The 15,169-nt window shown below is 36.0% G+C and carries 11 protein-coding genes, 1 pseudogene and 1 riboswitch; of the genes and pseudogenes, 9 read left to right on the top strand and 3 right to left on the bottom strand.

What is annotated here, in order from left to right; genetic code table 11:
* Window positions 1-161: 161 nt before the first annotated feature.
* The 4 genes and pseudogenes from DLD54_RS07040 (at window position 162) to tkt (ending at window position 5,881) form a co-directional block, all read left to right on the top strand.
* On the top strand, window positions 162-2,201 hold the full coding sequence (locus DLD54_RS07040) for a BglG family transcription antiterminator (protein ID WP_109918715.1): 2,040 nt from the start codon (window positions 162-164) through the stop codon (window positions 2,199-2,201).
* A complete protein-coding gene (locus tag DLD54_RS07035) occupies window positions 2,198-2,503 on the top strand; it encodes a PTS sugar transporter subunit IIB (RefSeq protein ID WP_109918714.1) in 306 nt (101 codons plus the stop codon). The genes DLD54_RS07040 and DLD54_RS07035 overlap by 4 nt, the downstream gene beginning before the upstream one ends.
* Window positions 2,503-3,869 (top strand): annotated as a pseudogene (locus tag DLD54_RS07030) (PTS ascorbate transporter subunit IIC). The gene DLD54_RS07035 and the pseudogene DLD54_RS07030 overlap by 1 nt, the downstream one beginning before the upstream one ends.
* 26 nt (window positions 3,870-3,895) lie before the next feature.
* Complete coding sequence (gene tkt / locus DLD54_RS07025) at window positions 3,896-5,881, top strand: transketolase (RefSeq protein WP_109918713.1); 1,986 nt, start codon at window positions 3,896-3,898, stop codon at window positions 5,879-5,881.
* Between the two features lie 184 nt (window positions 5,882-6,065).
* On the opposite strand, the gene DLD54_RS07020 is transcribed toward tkt, so the two are convergent.
* Complete coding sequence (locus DLD54_RS07020) at window positions 6,066-7,481, bottom strand: C69 family dipeptidase (RefSeq protein WP_109918712.1); 1,416 nt, start codon at window positions 7,479-7,481, stop codon at window positions 6,066-6,068.
* 294 nt (window positions 7,482-7,775) lie between these two features.
* On the opposite strand from DLD54_RS07020, the gene DLD54_RS07015 reads away from it, so the two are divergent.
* Together DLD54_RS07015 and DLD54_RS07010 are read left to right on the top strand one after the other, a co-directional pair.
* Window positions 7,776-8,120 carry a hypothetical protein gene (locus DLD54_RS07015; RefSeq protein WP_109918711.1) on the top strand — a complete coding sequence of 115 codons (345 nt, stop codon included), beginning with the start codon at window positions 7,776-7,778 and terminating at the stop codon, window positions 8,118-8,120.
* A gap of 62 nt (window positions 8,121-8,182) precedes the next feature.
* Complete coding sequence (locus DLD54_RS07010) at window positions 8,183-9,067, top strand: phosphotransferase (protein WP_109918710.1); 885 nt, start codon at window positions 8,183-8,185, stop codon at window positions 9,065-9,067.
* Window positions 9,068-9,139: 72 nt separating this feature from the next.
* Here DLD54_RS07010 and DLD54_RS07005 read toward each other — a convergent pair whose 3' ends face one another.
* On the bottom strand, window positions 9,140-10,453 hold the full coding sequence (locus DLD54_RS07005) for a nucleobase:cation symporter-2 family protein (protein ID WP_109918709.1): 1,314 nt from the start codon (window positions 10,451-10,453) through the stop codon (window positions 9,140-9,142).
* Complete coding sequence (locus DLD54_RS07000) at window positions 10,453-11,031, bottom strand: xanthine phosphoribosyltransferase (RefSeq protein ID WP_109918708.1); 579 nt, start codon at window positions 11,029-11,031, stop codon at window positions 10,453-10,455. The genes DLD54_RS07005 and DLD54_RS07000 overlap by 1 nt, the downstream gene beginning before the upstream one ends.
* Before the next feature lie 81 nt (window positions 11,032-11,112).
* Window positions 11,113-11,210: riboswitch (purine riboswitch) on the bottom strand.
* A gap of 163 nt (window positions 11,211-11,373) precedes the next feature.
* Between DLD54_RS07000 and guaA the strand changes: the two genes are divergently transcribed.
* The 3 genes from guaA (at window position 11,374) to budA (ending at window position 15,018) form a co-directional block, all read left to right on the top strand.
* Window positions 11,374-12,951 (top strand): glutamine-hydrolyzing GMP synthase, encoded by a 1,578-nt coding sequence (guaA, locus tag DLD54_RS06995; protein WP_199692042.1) that lies wholly within the window; start codon window positions 11,374-11,376, stop codon window positions 12,949-12,951.
* A 490-nt stretch (window positions 12,952-13,441) separates the two neighbouring features.
* Entirely contained in the window at window positions 13,442-14,194 is a 753-nt protein-coding gene (locus DLD54_RS06990) for a hypothetical protein (RefSeq protein ID WP_109918706.1), read from the top strand.
* Window positions 14,195-14,307: 113 nt separating this feature from the next.
* The gene (gene budA / locus DLD54_RS06985) at window positions 14,308-15,018 is read left to right on the top strand and encodes an acetolactate decarboxylase (protein ID WP_109918705.1); all 711 of its coding nucleotides are present in this window, start codon (window positions 14,308-14,310) and stop codon (window positions 15,016-15,018) included.
* The last annotated feature ends 151 nt before the right edge of the window (window positions 15,019-15,169 follow it).

Here is a 15,169-nt window from a genome sequence, read left to right as displayed (position 1 = left end):
AATTGATTTTGCATAAACAGAAAGTAATAAGATAATTAATAATTGCATGAAGATGAAAATCCTCATGCTTTTTTGTTAGTTCAGTTTTTGTACTGAACTTTGTTAACTTTTTTCTTGGAAGCGATTTATTCATAATAAAAAATAACAAGGAGGCATTGTAGATGCAGGTACAGTTTAACCAGAGTCAACTTAAAATTATAGATCTCCTTGTAAAAGTTAAATATTTCATGACGGTTGGTGACATGTCTGAAAAAGTTAAAGTATCAGAAAGGAGTGTTTATAAAAATCTAAGTTCACTCAATAAGAAATTAAAGACATTAGACATTGAAGGAACACGCAATGTCTATGGTCAAGGCTATTATTTGAGCGAAAAAAGCAAACAACAGATACAGAAGTACTTAGCCACTGAAAGTTCAAGTAAATACAGTTCTTTAGAAAGGCAGTACATAGTTTTTATTAATTTACTGATTGACAGTAGATTTAGTGTTCAAAAAATTGCGCAGGGATGTGGTGTCAGTAAACAAACAATTTTAAAAGATATTCAAAGTCTTAAACAAAAAATGAAAAGTTTTGAAATAACGATAGTTTCGAACTATCGGGGACATTTTCTGCAGGGACAAGAAATAAAAATTAGGCAGTTCCTTTTTTCATGGCTTTATTCTGATCATGAATTAGCAGGTATTTACGAAACGCGGGAAATAAAAGAGTTAAAGGTATTAATCAGTCAATGGTTGAGCTCATTTGAAAATTCTAACAACATCATTTATTCTGATGAATTCATTTATGTTTTCGCTAATTTTTACGCACTGATTTTAAAAAGAATTTTTAATAATAATGCTGTACTTAAAGGCAAGAAGTATCCGATTAGTGCAAAATTGCAGGAAACACCCGAATATAAATTTTCTTCCTCATTTTTATCCATTCTTTTAGGAGATAGATACAGTGAGTTTGAGAATAATTATTTGACTTCTGTTCTTTTAGGAGGTCAAAAACGCAAACTTCCTAAAGACAGTATTAACACAGAAATAAGTAAGATTGTTTATGTCATTATTAATAGTTTCAAGAATTTAGCAGATTGTGCTTTTAAAGATGAAAATAAATTGCATCAAGATTTGGTTGTCCATCTGGCAACTACTTTCTTCCGTGTTAAATACCGGCAGCAATATCAAAATAATGACTTTGATTCAATCAAAGAAAATTATCCAGATATATATATTTATACCAAAATGAGTATTCACCCTTTTGAACGATTTATTGGTGCCAGTTTAAACGACTACGAAGTTGGTTTAATTTCAATTTATTTTGCATCAGAAATTTCACGTAAGAATGAAAATGATCCAAAAGTACTTTTAGTGAGTTCAGGTAGCAATGGCTCTGCCGGGTTTCTCATGACCCAGATGGTAGAACAGTACCCTAATGTCAATTTTAGTTTACCAATAGCTCCTTCCGAATTAACAAATAGACCAATTGAAGAAGGGGCGATTATTACTAATATTTCTTTGACTGACACAAAATTGCCGTGGTTAAAGGTCAATTCAGTCTTAACCAGTAAAGATTTTGAAAATATTGACAATTTTTTCCAGCTTAACGGTATCACTAATTCAGAAAACCTCCAGACTGAATTTAAAGCAATCATGGAAACTATCTATGACAATACGAACGTTATTCATGGCAAGGCTTTGGAAAAAGGAATTAAGCAGATATTGGTAGATAAAAAGAAACATGAGAAAAAGAAAAAAAGGACTGGACCATTGCTAAGTGAAGTATTAACAGAAGACAAAATTAAATTTAGTCATGACAAAACCCTAAATTGGGAACAGGCAATCGAATTATGTTCCCAGCCATTATTAACAGCAGGTAACATTACAAAATCCTATGTGACTGCGATGATTAACAACGTTAAAGATAACGGACCATATATTAATATTGGTACTGAAATTGCCCTGGCACACGCAAGACCAAGTCAAGGTGTTAACAGATTAGGAATGTCTTTGTTGTTATTGGATCATGACATTGATTTGGTAGATAAAGAACACAAAATTAAACTGATTATTGTGCTTGCAGCCCAAGACTCAACTTCACATTTAAGGGCTCTTTCTGAGTTGGCCAAAATTTTAGGTAACAAAGAAGATGTAAGCAAGATAATGAATGCTAAAAATGCAAGTGAAATAGAAGAATTGATTAAGAAAGGCGAAAAATGAAATTAGGAGCATGTTGTAGTACAGGAGTCGGGTCATCTTTCATGGTAGACATGAATATGCAAGATGTACTTAAAGAAATAGGAAAGTCAGATGTAGAAACTACTCACATTGATCTTTCTGGACTTAATCCGAGCGTGGCTGATCATTTTTTTGTAGGACGCGATATGTATGATGCTGTAGCGAATGTTGTTGGTAAAAATAACGTGACAGAGTTGAACAGCATCATTGATAAAGAAGAATTAAAGGAAAAGATTCAAGCTTATTTGAATAGTGTTGATCAGAAAAGTGAAGGTGATAACTAATGAACGAAATTTTAAACTTCTTCTTAAGTATTGCTAGAACTCCCTCAATCTTAGTTGGACTGGTAGCAGTTTTAGGTTTACTTCTGCAGAAAAAAGATTCAACAGAAGTAATTTCAGGTGGTTTGAAAACTTTTGTCGGCTTTTTAGTCTTAACTGGTGGTTCGGGAGTAATTACAGATGCCTTAACACCGTTTGGCAAAATGTTTATGCAGGCTTTCCACGTTCAAGGCGTTGTCCCTAACAATGAAGCTTTTACTGCCACTGCATTAACAAAATACGGTAGTGCTACTGCGATGATCTTGCTGATTGCGATGATAGTCAATGTCATTTTAGCCAGAATATCGCACTTTAAATATATTTATCTTTCGGGGCATGTCATGATTAACATGTCATGTATGTTGGCGGTTCTGCTTGCAGTTGCAGGTTTTACAGAAATACCTTCAATTATAGTTGGTGGTACTTTTTTAGGTCTGTTTGACACGATTATGCCGGCTTTAATTCAGCCCTTTGTTAAAAAGGTGACTAAGAGTGATGAAATTGCGATTGCGCATACGGGTGACTTTGGGTATTTAATTGCCGGTTTAGTCGCAAAGGTTGTAGGTGATCCATCCAAATCAACAGAAGACTTGCACGTTTCTAAGAAAGTATCATTTTTAAGAGATAACACGATTGCCGTTACAATCACGATGGCAGTGGCATATCTGATTATTGCGTTGTTTGCAGGTCCCGTTTATGTTGAAAAATTGAGCGGTGGAATCAACTACATAATATATGCCTTAATTGAATCTGGTTCATTTTCTGCCGGTGTTTACATTATGTTAGCCGGAGTAAGAATGATCTTAAACGAATTAATTCCTGCCTTTAAGGGTATTTCAACTAAATTAGTTCCTAATGCTAAAGCCGGTTTGGATATCCCGATCCTGTTTACTTTCGCACCTAATGCCGTAATTATTGGTTTCTTTTCTAGTTTTGTAGGCGGCTTGGTTGCCACATTACTAATGGTTTTATGCCACACGACTATCGTTATTCCCGGCGTTGTGGCTCACTTCATGTGTGGTGGTGCTGCCGGCGTTATTGGAAATACAGTTGGTGGTCGTCGTGGTTGATCATTGGTTCATTTATTCATGGATTATTAATTTCTTTTGTACCAATTATTTTAATCCCAGTGTTAGGCCACTTGGGCTTAGGTACAGCTAGTTATGCAGACGCTGACTTTGGTATTGTCGGCTCCTATGTAGGCTATAGTGGTTTACTTGGCGGTCGTTCATTAATCATTGCTGCATTGGTAGCTGCTTTGGTAATTTTCTTTATCGTATCAATTATTTTAGATAAAAAGCAAAAGAACGCAGTTAAATCAGCCAAATAAAATTTATAAAAATTAAGGAGTCAAAAATGAAATATACAAAAAAAGATAACTTAGCAGTTAATGCTATTAGGGCCCTAAGTATTGATGAAATCCACAAAGCCAACTCAGGACATAGTGGTATTACTTTAAGTGCTGCTCCGTTAATTTATACTATCTATCAAAATATGAAGTTTGACGTGACTGATCCACATTGGTTCAATCGTGACCGTTTTGTGCTATCAGGAGGTCACGGGTCAGCAATGTTATATGCTACTTTACATTTACTTGGTTTTGATATTTCAATCGCAGATTTAAAAAGATTTAGAACTTTAGGTAGTAAAACTCCTGGTCACCCAGAAATTACTACTCCGGGAGTTGATGTTGCTACTGGCCCATTAGGACAAGGCTTCGGTATGGCAGTCGGTATGGCTATGGCAGAAAAACACCTCAGTTCGCTATACAACAAGCCTAATTACCAAATAATTGATAATAAGGTGTATGTGATTATTGGTGACGGGGACTTAATGGAAGGTATCAGCCATGAAGCTGCCAGTTTAGCTGGACACCTGCAACTGAATAATTTAATTGTGTTATACGATTCAAACCGCAATACTATGGATGCCAGCATGACGCAAGAATGTGATGATAATGTTGCGCAAAGATTTGAAGCGTACGGCTGGAATTACCTTAAAGTTGCTGACGGCAATAATCTAAATGATATTGATGCGGCAATTAAAGTTGCTCAAGATGAAAAGAAAAGACCGACTTTAATTGAAGTAAACACTGTTTTAGGCTATGCATCCCCACTCGCAGACAGCCACTTAGCTCACGGTGCGGTTTTGGATGCAGAACAAGTTGCTGCCACTAAAAAGCACTTGGGCTATGAATATGGTCCATTTGAGGTTCCTCAAGAAGCTTATGCCGCTTTTGAGAGTGTTAAAACAGAAGGACAAAAAGCTCACCAAAAATGGTCAGAACTCTTGCAAAACTACATTGAAGCTAATCCAGAACTTGGCGGTCAATTAATTAAGAATATTAACAATAATGTCAAACTTAATTTTGACGAAAATAAATTAGAAATACCAGATGCTCTTTCAACAAGAGATTCTATTCATCAAGTTTTACAGCAAACTAGTAAGTCAGAATTAAATCTATGGGGCGGTTCTGCAGATTTAGGTAGTTCCGACAAAACCTACTTTGATTGTGATGAGGGTTTTCAACCAAATTCATACGATAAAAATAACTTATACTTTGGTATCCGCGAGTTTGCTGAAGGTGCAGCAATTAACGGCATTACTTTATACGGTGGTTCCAGAGTATTTGCCAACACATTCTTTATCTTTTCAGACTATATGAAAAATGCGATCAGAATGTCTGCCTTAATGCAAATACCGTCAATCTTCATTTTTGGTCATGATTCCATTTCTTTAGGACCCGATGGTCCTACTCATCAACCGATTGAACAATTAGCGGGAATAAGGGCAATCCCTAACTTAATAGTATTTCGTCCGGCTGATTACTTGGAAACAATATATTCTTGGCAATACGCGATTAATCAAAAAGACCGCCCAGTAGCGTTTATATTGGGTCGTCAGAATTTGCCAACTCTCTTGAATTATCAAGACAGCGTTAAAACTGGCGTTTCAAAAGGCGGTTATATCCTAGCGGAAGCAGAAAATGGTGCACCGGAAGGAATTTTACTGGCTACCGGTTCAGAAGTAAGCTTAGCTTTAGCAGCGCAAAAAGAATTGGCACAAAGTGGCAAAAATGTCCGCGTGGTATCAATGCCAAGTTTTGAACTATTCTTGAAACAGGATCCAGAATACCAAGAAAAAGTTCTACCTAAATCAATTAAGCACCGTGTATCAATTGAAATGGCATCTACTTATGGCTGGGGACAATTTGTAGGTTTAGATGGAGCAGCTATCGGCATTAATCACTTTGGTGAAAGTGGTGATGGTGATGAACTGATAAAGAAATCTGGGTTCACGGTTGATAATATTGTCAAGACGTACCTAGATATTTGTAAGTAGCACAGTAAGCTGTAATGCTTTATTTAAATATGATTTAAGTAAATAATAAAAAAGTGTTGGGCGAAATGATGTGAACCCTAAAATTAGGACACTTTTTTGTCAGAATTATCAAAAATAAAAAAGCCGTTGACATCTATTTAATGTCAGCGGCTTTTAAGTAATCTATTTACAAGACACTAAGAGTTTAATCTAATAAATCGAACTTAAGTGTTGCTAGGTTGTGGCCTTCATTGACCATATTACTCAGCAGTTCAATAGTGTTCTTGTAAACTTGGTCAGCCATCTTTTGGTTAGCTGCAGTTAGCAGTGCTTCAACTTCTTTACCCGAAAGACCGGCTGCTTTTTTATCAGTTTCGTGTTGAATAAAGTGGCATTGCGCTAAAGATTTTTGCTCAAAGTCATTTTCGAGTTCACCATAAACTCTAAAGTTAGTATCACCAAGTTGCGCTGTTAATTTGTTTAACCAGAAAATCTTGTTCAAATCAAATTTAGGTCCAGTTTGGAAACTTGCTGGTGTGTCATTAACGTTGGTGTAGAATGGGACAAAACTGTTAAAGGTATTTGGACCAAAGCAAAGCCATTGCACACCTGCAATTTCTTCAGGAACGTCATTTCTAACTTGCAGAATATGAGTTTCAAAGTTCCGGTTAAGAGCAATTGGACGGAACGTCTTCTTTTGTTCTGGAGTACCTTGATCGCCATAAGGATCAAATGGCGTATCTTGATAGTGAGAACTCTCGATAAAACAAATGTCTTCAATACTGATCTTGCGGTTAGCATGACAAATAAACGGTTGATCTTGATCGCCCGGCTTGCCACCAAATTCTGGATCAAAGTAATTATGAACAAACCAAGCGCGCGGATTATTGTAATGGGCGTCTTTAATAGTTGAACTACCAAAGATATGACGCATATTGTAACCTTCACGGTCAGGGTTGAGGTGATATTCAGCTATTAAATCTTCTAAGGTATCGTCAGCTAAGAAACCATCTTTACCAAAGTGGAATTCATCAATGTTTAAACGGTTAGGAGCAACAACGTAGGCGTCATCAGGAATACGGCGTGCAATCCAGTGGTGACCACCAATAGTTTCCAGGTACCAAACTTCATCGTGGTCGGCAAAAGCCATACCATTCATTTCGTAAGTACCGTATTTTTCCAGTAAATAGCCGATGCGCTTAACGCCATCAAGAGCACTGTGGATATAAGGCAAAGTTAAAGTAACAAAGTCTTCTTCACCAAGTCCACCCTCAGTAACCAGTGGATCAATCCCTTGAATACGTGCGTTAGTAGTAATAGTTTCAGTAGCAGTCATTGCCACGTTTTCTGAGTTAATTCCGGCTGCAGCCCAGATGCCGCTTTCTCCAGAAACATCAGGTGCACTGGTATAACGTAAAGGCTTTTCTGCTAAATCTTCATCATCAATCTTTTGGTGACTAATGACACTTTCATAATGCTTAGGTTGCTTTTCAGGGGTAATAAGTTCAAACCCTTCAGGAATTATTTCACGACCGCCGTCTTCGCTTCTGGCAATCATTGCTGAGCCGTCAATTGATGCGGCTTTGCCGACAAGAATAGTCGTACATTCTGCTTTTTTCATTTAATCTGTCCTTTCAAAATTACTTAACCTATATTGTATTAAAAAAAGCAGGTTGTTTGCAAAAAAATAAGTAAACTTAAACCTAAATTATTTATTACTCTTGTCAATTATTGCTTTTAATTAAATTCTAATTTATGATTGACATAAAATGTAAAAGAAGTTTTACTAAAATTGTCCTAATTTTAGGGTTATAGTGCGTTTTTAAGTACACTTGTGTTTACTTTGCCAGTTTTATTTGCGATTTTCCTAAATTTTCCTTTCTTTTTTAGATTAATCATTATCCTATTGGAATTGATGTGCTCAGTTTTAGAAAGAGCGCAAGTTGAAAAGCTAGGTTTAAACCACAAGCGCACATTAGATCGGAAAAGAAATAGGTATCCAGTCGGTATGTCACATAATGATGAACGTGAATGGAATTTAATGCTGCGAGCATACTATATTAGTGGTAGAGTAACTTTATTCTGCTTTGCTGTTTTACTTTTTATTTTGCTATTTATTGAAAAGTTGCCATTACAATGCCTAGTTATTCATATTTCACTCTCCTTACTGAGTATTTTAGTTATTAGTGGAATAATTATTTTGAAGGAATGGGCTTTTGCGTATTCATACTGCTGCCTTGATTGGCAAGAAAATCGCTAAACTACTTTTATGCAATGTTACTTTGGCATTGCCCATATTGGTGAAATGAAAGAATTAGGCTAATGACTATAGAAAAATTTTTACAAGAAAAACTACAGGCTGACTTAACAAAGATCACGCATGAGTCACAAAACAGCACCTTTGTTGGTGATAGTACAAAGTTTAAGCAAAAAATATTTGTCAAAGTCTTTGCACAAAGAGGAAAATTTTTAACTGAAAAAGCTGTGAATGATCAACTAAATACTCGTGTCTTAGATTCCTTTGCTGTCACACAGACACAACAATTTGTTTTGGTCATGAAAGATTTGGCGCCAACTGATATTAAAGGACAAATTACCTCTGATTTAGCATTTAAGATGGGAGTACAGTTAGCTCGTTTTCACCAAACCGTCAAACCATTTTCTGGAATATACCTTAATAATCGGTTGTTTGAGAAAGCAAAATTTGACAGCAATAGTTTGCAGAATGAAGAAATTAAAAGCAGATTGCTGCAAGTGTTAGCTTTATTCACAGCGCGAAAAGCGGATATTGCAGAAGACCTAACGGCTCATGCAACTACAGTTTTACATGGAGATGTCGGCTTACGTAATTATAAAATTGTTGGAGATCATTTGAGTTTAATTGATTTTGAACGAGCTCGCATGGGGGTAAATTATCAGGACTTCATTAAACTCTTTTACCAAGATTTCAGGTTAAATCAAGGATTAATTACTTCCTTTATCAGCGGTTATCAGGAATGTAGCGAAGAAGTGGTAGTTACTCCTCTGACGCAAGCTTTTCTCATTTTTATAACTGCAATTGGTATTATGAAATATACTGAAAAAATTGTGGACGAACCTTTTAAGGAAATTGGTGAGCAAATGCTGGCAACTTGTTTTTCATTTTTAGGTGTCGGCAGTCAAGATAACGACAAGGCTAACATGTACGCTTTAATATTTACCAATTAAAAAAGTATCTTCTTATAAGAAGATACTTTTTTGGCGCAAATAAAATTGTCTCAAGGGTAAAAACAATTTTATTTACATGATATTTGCAGGTTGTGTTTCTTGTTTTGTCTTCCTATCACCTCCTTTAAGTAAGAAATTCAGAATTGTTGCTGACAAACTGGTAATCACGATGCCGTTGCTTAAGAACAGTTGAACGGTTGCCGGCAGGTTTTTAAAAAATTGCGGATAAATAGTAACGCCTAGTCCCAGTCCAACTGAGATCGCAATAATCAAGACATTGTTGTTGTCAGTGAGGTCAACTTTAGCTAAAGTCTTAATGCCCTGAACAGCAATCATGGTAAACATGACAAGCATGGCTCCACCTAAGACTGGGGTAGGGATGATTGTTACCATTGCGCCAATTTTAGGTAATAAGCCCATAGCCATGAGTAATCCACCGGCCCAGTAAATCGGACGCTTGGTTTTTATGCCTGATAGTTGTAAAAGTCCAACGTTCTGCGAAAAAGTGGTATAGGGAAAAGCATTGAATAAACCGCCAAAAATTTGGGCGATACCTTCTGCACGGTAACCTTTTTTCAAATCTTCTTCAGTGACGTCATGGTGTAAAAGGTCACCAATTGCAAAGAATACCCCGGTTGACTCAACCATTGAGACTAGAGCAATGATGATCATTGTCAGGCTGGAAGACCATTCAAATTTTGGTACGCCAAAGTAAAAGAGTTGCGGCAAGTGGAACCAAGATGCTTCCATGACAGGAGTGAAGGAAACAAGTCCCATGCAGGCTGCAATAGCAGTTCCAGCAACTAAGCCGATTAAAACTGAAATTGACCTGATAAAACCTTTGGTCCAAATTTCTAAAGCCAAGATAATGAACATGGTGCAAAAAGCTAAAAAGAGGTTCTGACTACTGCCAAAACTTTTAGCAGCTGAATTGCCGCCACCCATGTTTTGGATTGCCACGGGAACTAAAGTTAAGCCTATAGTAGTGATTAATGTGCCAGTGACAACAGGTGGGAAGAATTTTTTGATTTTAGCAAAAACACCTGAGATTAGAACCACGAAAATGCCGGCAACAATGATAGCGCCATACATATCATTGATTGAAAACTTTTGCCCGATCATTTGCAGTGGAGCAACGGCTTGAATAGCACAACCTAAAATAACTGGGAAACCAATCCCAAAGTACTTGTTACGTAATAATTGCAGCAGTGTAGCCAGACCACACATGAAAATGTCAATTGAAACAAGATAGGTCATTTGGGCAGCAGAGAATTTCAGTGCATTACCGATTAGAAGTGGTACGGCGACTGCACCAGAATACATTGCTAGTAAGTGCTGTAAACCTAAAACTGCTGCTTTTTGTTGGCTAACTTCTTTTTTTGCCATTATTTCTCTCCCACAAAATGTACTTGATTATTGGCTAAACTATCGATTTCAGCAAGTGCTTCGAGGCGATAGCCATGATTTTTAAGCCATTCGCTGCCACCCTGAAAAGTTTTTGCGACTACAATTCCAACACCAGCGACTTCGGCTTCTGCTTGGTTAGCAATGTTAATCATACCTTTAACTGCTTCTCCATTAGCCAGAAAATCATCAATTATCAGTAGCCGCTCACCCTTATGTAAAAATTTTTGTTCAACGCAAATCTGGTTAGTAACTTTTTTAGTGTAAGAATAAACATCAGCCCAATAAACTGCGTCATTAAGCGTAGCCGGTTTTTTCTTGCGGGCAAAGACCAGTGGTACGTGCAATTCATAAGCTGTCATCACTCCCGGAGCGATTCCCGAGGCTTCGCAGGTCAATACCTTGGTGATGCCACTATCCTTAAACAAATGACTAAATTCCTTCCCGACTTTCTTCATTAGTTCGGGATCTACCTGATGGTTCAAAAACGAGTTGATTTTTAAAACATTACCTGGTAGAACGTCTCCGTCACTGCGAATACGGTCTTCCAATAATTTCACTTTTTCCTCCTTCATAGCAAAAAAGGGCTTTTTCTACCAAAACTATGGTAAAAAAAGCCCTTAAAGACAGTAACCGGCTGCGTTAAATGCTAAATTATCCATAGTTCAGAATTTACGGTTCTGAGTAGAAACTACCGACCTTATTACGGCAATATATAGATTTTTTATTTTCCTGTTGCAAGCATTGTAACAGAGTCACAAAGTATGTGCAAGATTATTTTTTGAGATATTAACGAATTATTTACGCTAGCCGCTATAAAATAGTTCGTAAAAACTATGCTTTTCTGTAAAAAATTATTGACCATGACCGTATTTCTTAGTAAAGTTGATGTAGTATTAAATATGAATAGTGAAGGAGTATTGGTGTCGGTGAAAAAGAATATTAGTGACTTTGATGAAATTATTGTGCTTGATTTTGGTAGTCAATATAATCAACTAATAACGCGGCGGTTGCGGGATTTTGGTATTTATTCTGAATTGTTGCCCCATGATATTAGTATGACTAAAATTAGGCAGATTAACCCTAAGGGTATTATTTTTTCCGGGGGTCCTAACAGTATTTATGACCAAAATGCCTTGAAAGTTGACCCTGAAATTTTTAAGTTGGGCATTCCTATTCTGGGCATTTGTTACGGAATGCAACTGATGACTTCTTATTTAAACGGCAAGGTTGAAAAAGCTGCTAATTCTGAATATGGTCGTGCCGACATCGAAGTTGAAGATACTAACTCCGTTTTATTTGCTGGTTTGCCCAAAGATGAATACGTCTGGATGAGTCACGGTGATTTGGTCACAGGTGCACCCGCTGGCTTTGAAACGGTCGCTTCAAGTAAGAATTGCCCGATTGCCGCTATTGCTAACGATCAAGCCAAAATGTATGGTATTCAGTTTCACGCGGAAGTGCGCAATACGCAATATGGTCTTGATATTTTGCGTAATTTTGCCTTTAAAGTATGCGGCGCTAAGGCTGATTGGTCAATGACCGATTTTATTGACTTGCAAATTGCTGAGATTAGAAAAACTGTAGGTAATAAAAAAGTAATTCTGGGTCTATCCGGTGGGGTAGATTCCAGCGTTACCGCGACTCTTTTACACAAAGCTATTGGCAATCAGCTGACAGCTATCTTTGTGGATCACGGCATGTTGCGCAAAAATGAAGGCGATGAAGTAATGGCAGCCTTGAACCGTGATTTAGGCGTTAACATTATTCGAGTAAACGCTCAAGAGCGCTTTTTGAATAAACTGAAGGGTGTCACCGATCCTGAGCAAAAGCGTAAAATCATTGGTAAAGAGTTTGTTGAGGTGTTTGCGGACGAAGCAAAGAAAATTAAAGATGTGGACTTTTTAGCCCAAGGCACCCTGTACACCGATGTGATTGAAAGCGGCACAAATACCGCCCAGACAATCAAGTCGCACCATAACGTTGGTGGGTTACCTAAGGATTTACACTTTAAATTAATTGAGCCTTTGCGTAAGTTATTTAAGGATGAAGTGCGTGAATTGGGTGAAAAATTAGGTATTCCGCATGATTTGGTTTGGCGGCAGCCATTCCCAGGACCTGGTCTTGGCATTCGCGTTCTCGGTGAAGTAACTGAGGATAAACTCAAACTGGTGCGTGACAGTGATGCAATTTTGCGGGATGAAATTAAAAAAGCCGGTTTACAGGAAAAAGTTTGGCAATACTTTACCGTTTTACCCGGTATCAAATCCGTGGGCGTGATGGGTGACGGTCGCACTTACGACTATACCATTGGTATTCGCGCAGTTACATCAATTGATGGGATGACCGCTGATTTTGCTCGCTTGCCATGGGATGTTTTGCAAAAAATTTCAACACGAATTGTCGACGAAGTACCTAACATTAACCGCGTCGTCTACGATGTTACCAGTAAGCCACCATCAACGATTGAGTGGGAGTAAGAGGATAAATTAAATTTTTATAGAATCATATTTAATGGCAACATCTCATATAAAAAATTAGAAGTTTTTTATATCAAAGGTTTACCGTATTGATTAAGCTCTTAGTTAAAACTGAGGGCTTTTTGAATTAAAAAATGTTGAGTTAGATAATGATTTAGATGATAATTAATAAAAAGATGTTTTAATTTGTGAGTCTTTATATCGCAATGCAAAGGCAAAAATAATATTCTTAAAATTAAAAGAGACATTTATAAGTTATAAAAAAGAAAATAAATTCGTGCTTAACCTTCTTGATATTTATGAAAGAAAGATTGGCATTTTAACAAGAATACATATGCACCTCTCCAAAAAAATCTAAGTTGTTGATGCCTAAGTTGTTGAAAAATGGTTAAAAGTTAAATGAAATAGTAAACTGAATTAATGGTTTTGAAATCAATAACGAACACTTATCATTATTATTTGATATGTAATTTTTGTAGAAGGTTGAAAAATGAACCAGATTAAAACTCCGGAAGAATTTTATCAAGATTATATAGCTATTTTTGCTCCAGATTCTACTAGATTAGATCATTTAAAGACTATTACTCGAAAACTGGCTTTAATAATTAATGAAGCTTGTATGGTAAATGAAAGCAAAACAGCGGACTTAATTGGAGCTTGGGTAATAGGTACAAAAGAAAATCGAAATTTAGAAAATAGATCATCTTATGATGCTTATATTAATCAGCATACTGAAGTGAGACACTACATTCAAAGAATTATTGATAAAAAGCCAATACATAAAATGGTATTAGCTAATTTGTTAATAACAGATTTGGAGAATTCTTTTGAACTAGATAAAAAAATATTAGCAAATTTGGTTTGTATTGACAGGTTATTGAATAATAAAGAATACTCACTTGAATATTTATACTTTGAATCTGCGGGAAGTTTAATCAATAGATTGCATCAGTCAACTACTGATTGGGATTTTCTAATTGACTGTATGGATAAAAGAATTAGAAATGCTTCAGCACATTTGAATTTTTCGTATAGTATGAGGAAGTCAACTTTTATAGGAAAAAATGTTGATGCCAGAAATAAAACTATTACTAAATTTGAAATTACTCCTCAAGAAATGCTTTTGGAAATATTACCAAAACAATCAAATATTATAAAGGCTTTTATAGCAAATGGTATTTTATTATGGCTAAGTGTAAATAATTTTGAATTATATAAAAAAGCTTTGGATATTTTGGATTAAACTAGTAATGAAGGAATAAACTTGATAGAAGAAAATTTCTATCAAGCAGATAGAAAATATTAATAAATTAAGCTTGTTTTATTATAAGTGTATAAATTATTGGAGCAGCAAATATGACGAAAAATACATTATTTCAACATGGGACTATGCAAATGTTGGTTGAAGGTCTATTGGAAGGTACTTTACCGCTGTCAGAATTATTAAAACATGGCAATATTGGCATAGGAACCGGTGATGGCGTTGATGGTGAATTAGTGATATTAGACGGTGTCGGTTACAAAATAGATGTTAGTGGTCCAGCTGTTAAACTGCCAGATGACTTCAAAGTTACTTATGCAGATGTTAGCTTTGCAGATTATCACAAATTCAAAAGCTACAAAAATATCGAATTGGCGGAAATGCTAAAAGATGTTTTAACCAAAAATAACGCTCAAAATCAATTTTTTGCAATATTGACTAAAGGTGTTTTCCAAAAAATTCGTACGAGGTCTTCTAAAAAATCACATAAGCCATATCCGTCTCTGGGAAAAATTGCTGAAAATCAGGTTGAATTCGAAGCTGAAAATATTTCAGGCACAATGATTACTTATTACACACCAACTGTTTTTCAAGGTGTTGGGGTATCAGGATTTCACAATCATTTTTTGGCAGATGATTTAAGCTTTGGCGGTCATGTTTTGACAGCTACGATGAAAGGTGTAGTAGTCAGTATCCAACCAATAGAAAACTTTAAATTGCATTTGCCAGTTGATAATCAGGAATTTTTAAATGCCAACTTAAGTGACACCAGCAACTTGGATAATGTTATTTCGAAGTCAGAATAAATTTATTATTAAGATAAAAATAAGGAGTGTTCAACTATAGTTAAAACTATAATTAAGCATTTTTAATGACTCAAATTTTTAAAAAATAGAGTAGCTAATAATTTTGGCAATATACTTCAGAAAGTAAGAATTTGCCAAAGAAATAAAAAAA

Source organism: Lactobacillus helsingborgensis (assembly GCF_003173695.1).
Classification (GTDB): Bacteria; Bacillota; Bacilli; order Lactobacillales; family Lactobacillaceae; genus Lactobacillus; species Lactobacillus helsingborgensis.
This window is presented reverse-complemented; position numbering and strand designations above follow the sequence as displayed.

Coding starts and splice junctions, on each gene's coding strand:
- DLD54_RS07040 (WP_109918715.1), top strand. CDS start 162: ATGCAGGTACAGTTTAACCAGAGTCAACTTAAAATTATAGATCTCCTT.
- DLD54_RS07035 (WP_109918714.1), top strand. CDS start 2,198: ATGAAATTAGGAGCATGTTGTAGTACAGGAGTCGGGTCATCTTTCATG.
- tkt (WP_109918713.1), top strand. CDS start 3,896: ATGAAATATACAAAAAAAGATAACTTAGCAGTTAATGCTATTAGGGCC.
- DLD54_RS07020 (WP_109918712.1), bottom strand. CDS start 7,481: ATGAAAAAAGCAGAATGTACGACTATTCTTGTCGGCAAAGCCGCATCA.
- DLD54_RS07015 (WP_109918711.1), top strand. CDS start 7,776: ATGTGCTCAGTTTTAGAAAGAGCGCAAGTTGAAAAGCTAGGTTTAAAC.
- DLD54_RS07010 (WP_109918710.1), top strand. CDS start 8,183: ATGACTATAGAAAAATTTTTACAAGAAAAACTACAGGCTGACTTAACA.
- DLD54_RS07005 (WP_109918709.1), bottom strand. CDS start 10,453: ATGGCAAAAAAAGAAGTTAGCCAACAAAAAGCAGCAGTTTTAGGTTTA.
- guaA (WP_199692042.1), top strand. CDS start 11,374: ATGAATAGTGAAGGAGTATTGGTGTCGGTGAAAAAGAATATTAGTGAC.
- DLD54_RS06990 (WP_109918706.1), top strand. CDS start 13,442: ATGAACCAGATTAAAACTCCGGAAGAATTTTATCAAGATTATATAGCT.
- budA (WP_109918705.1), top strand. CDS start 14,308: ATGACGAAAAATACATTATTTCAACATGGGACTATGCAAATGTTGGTT.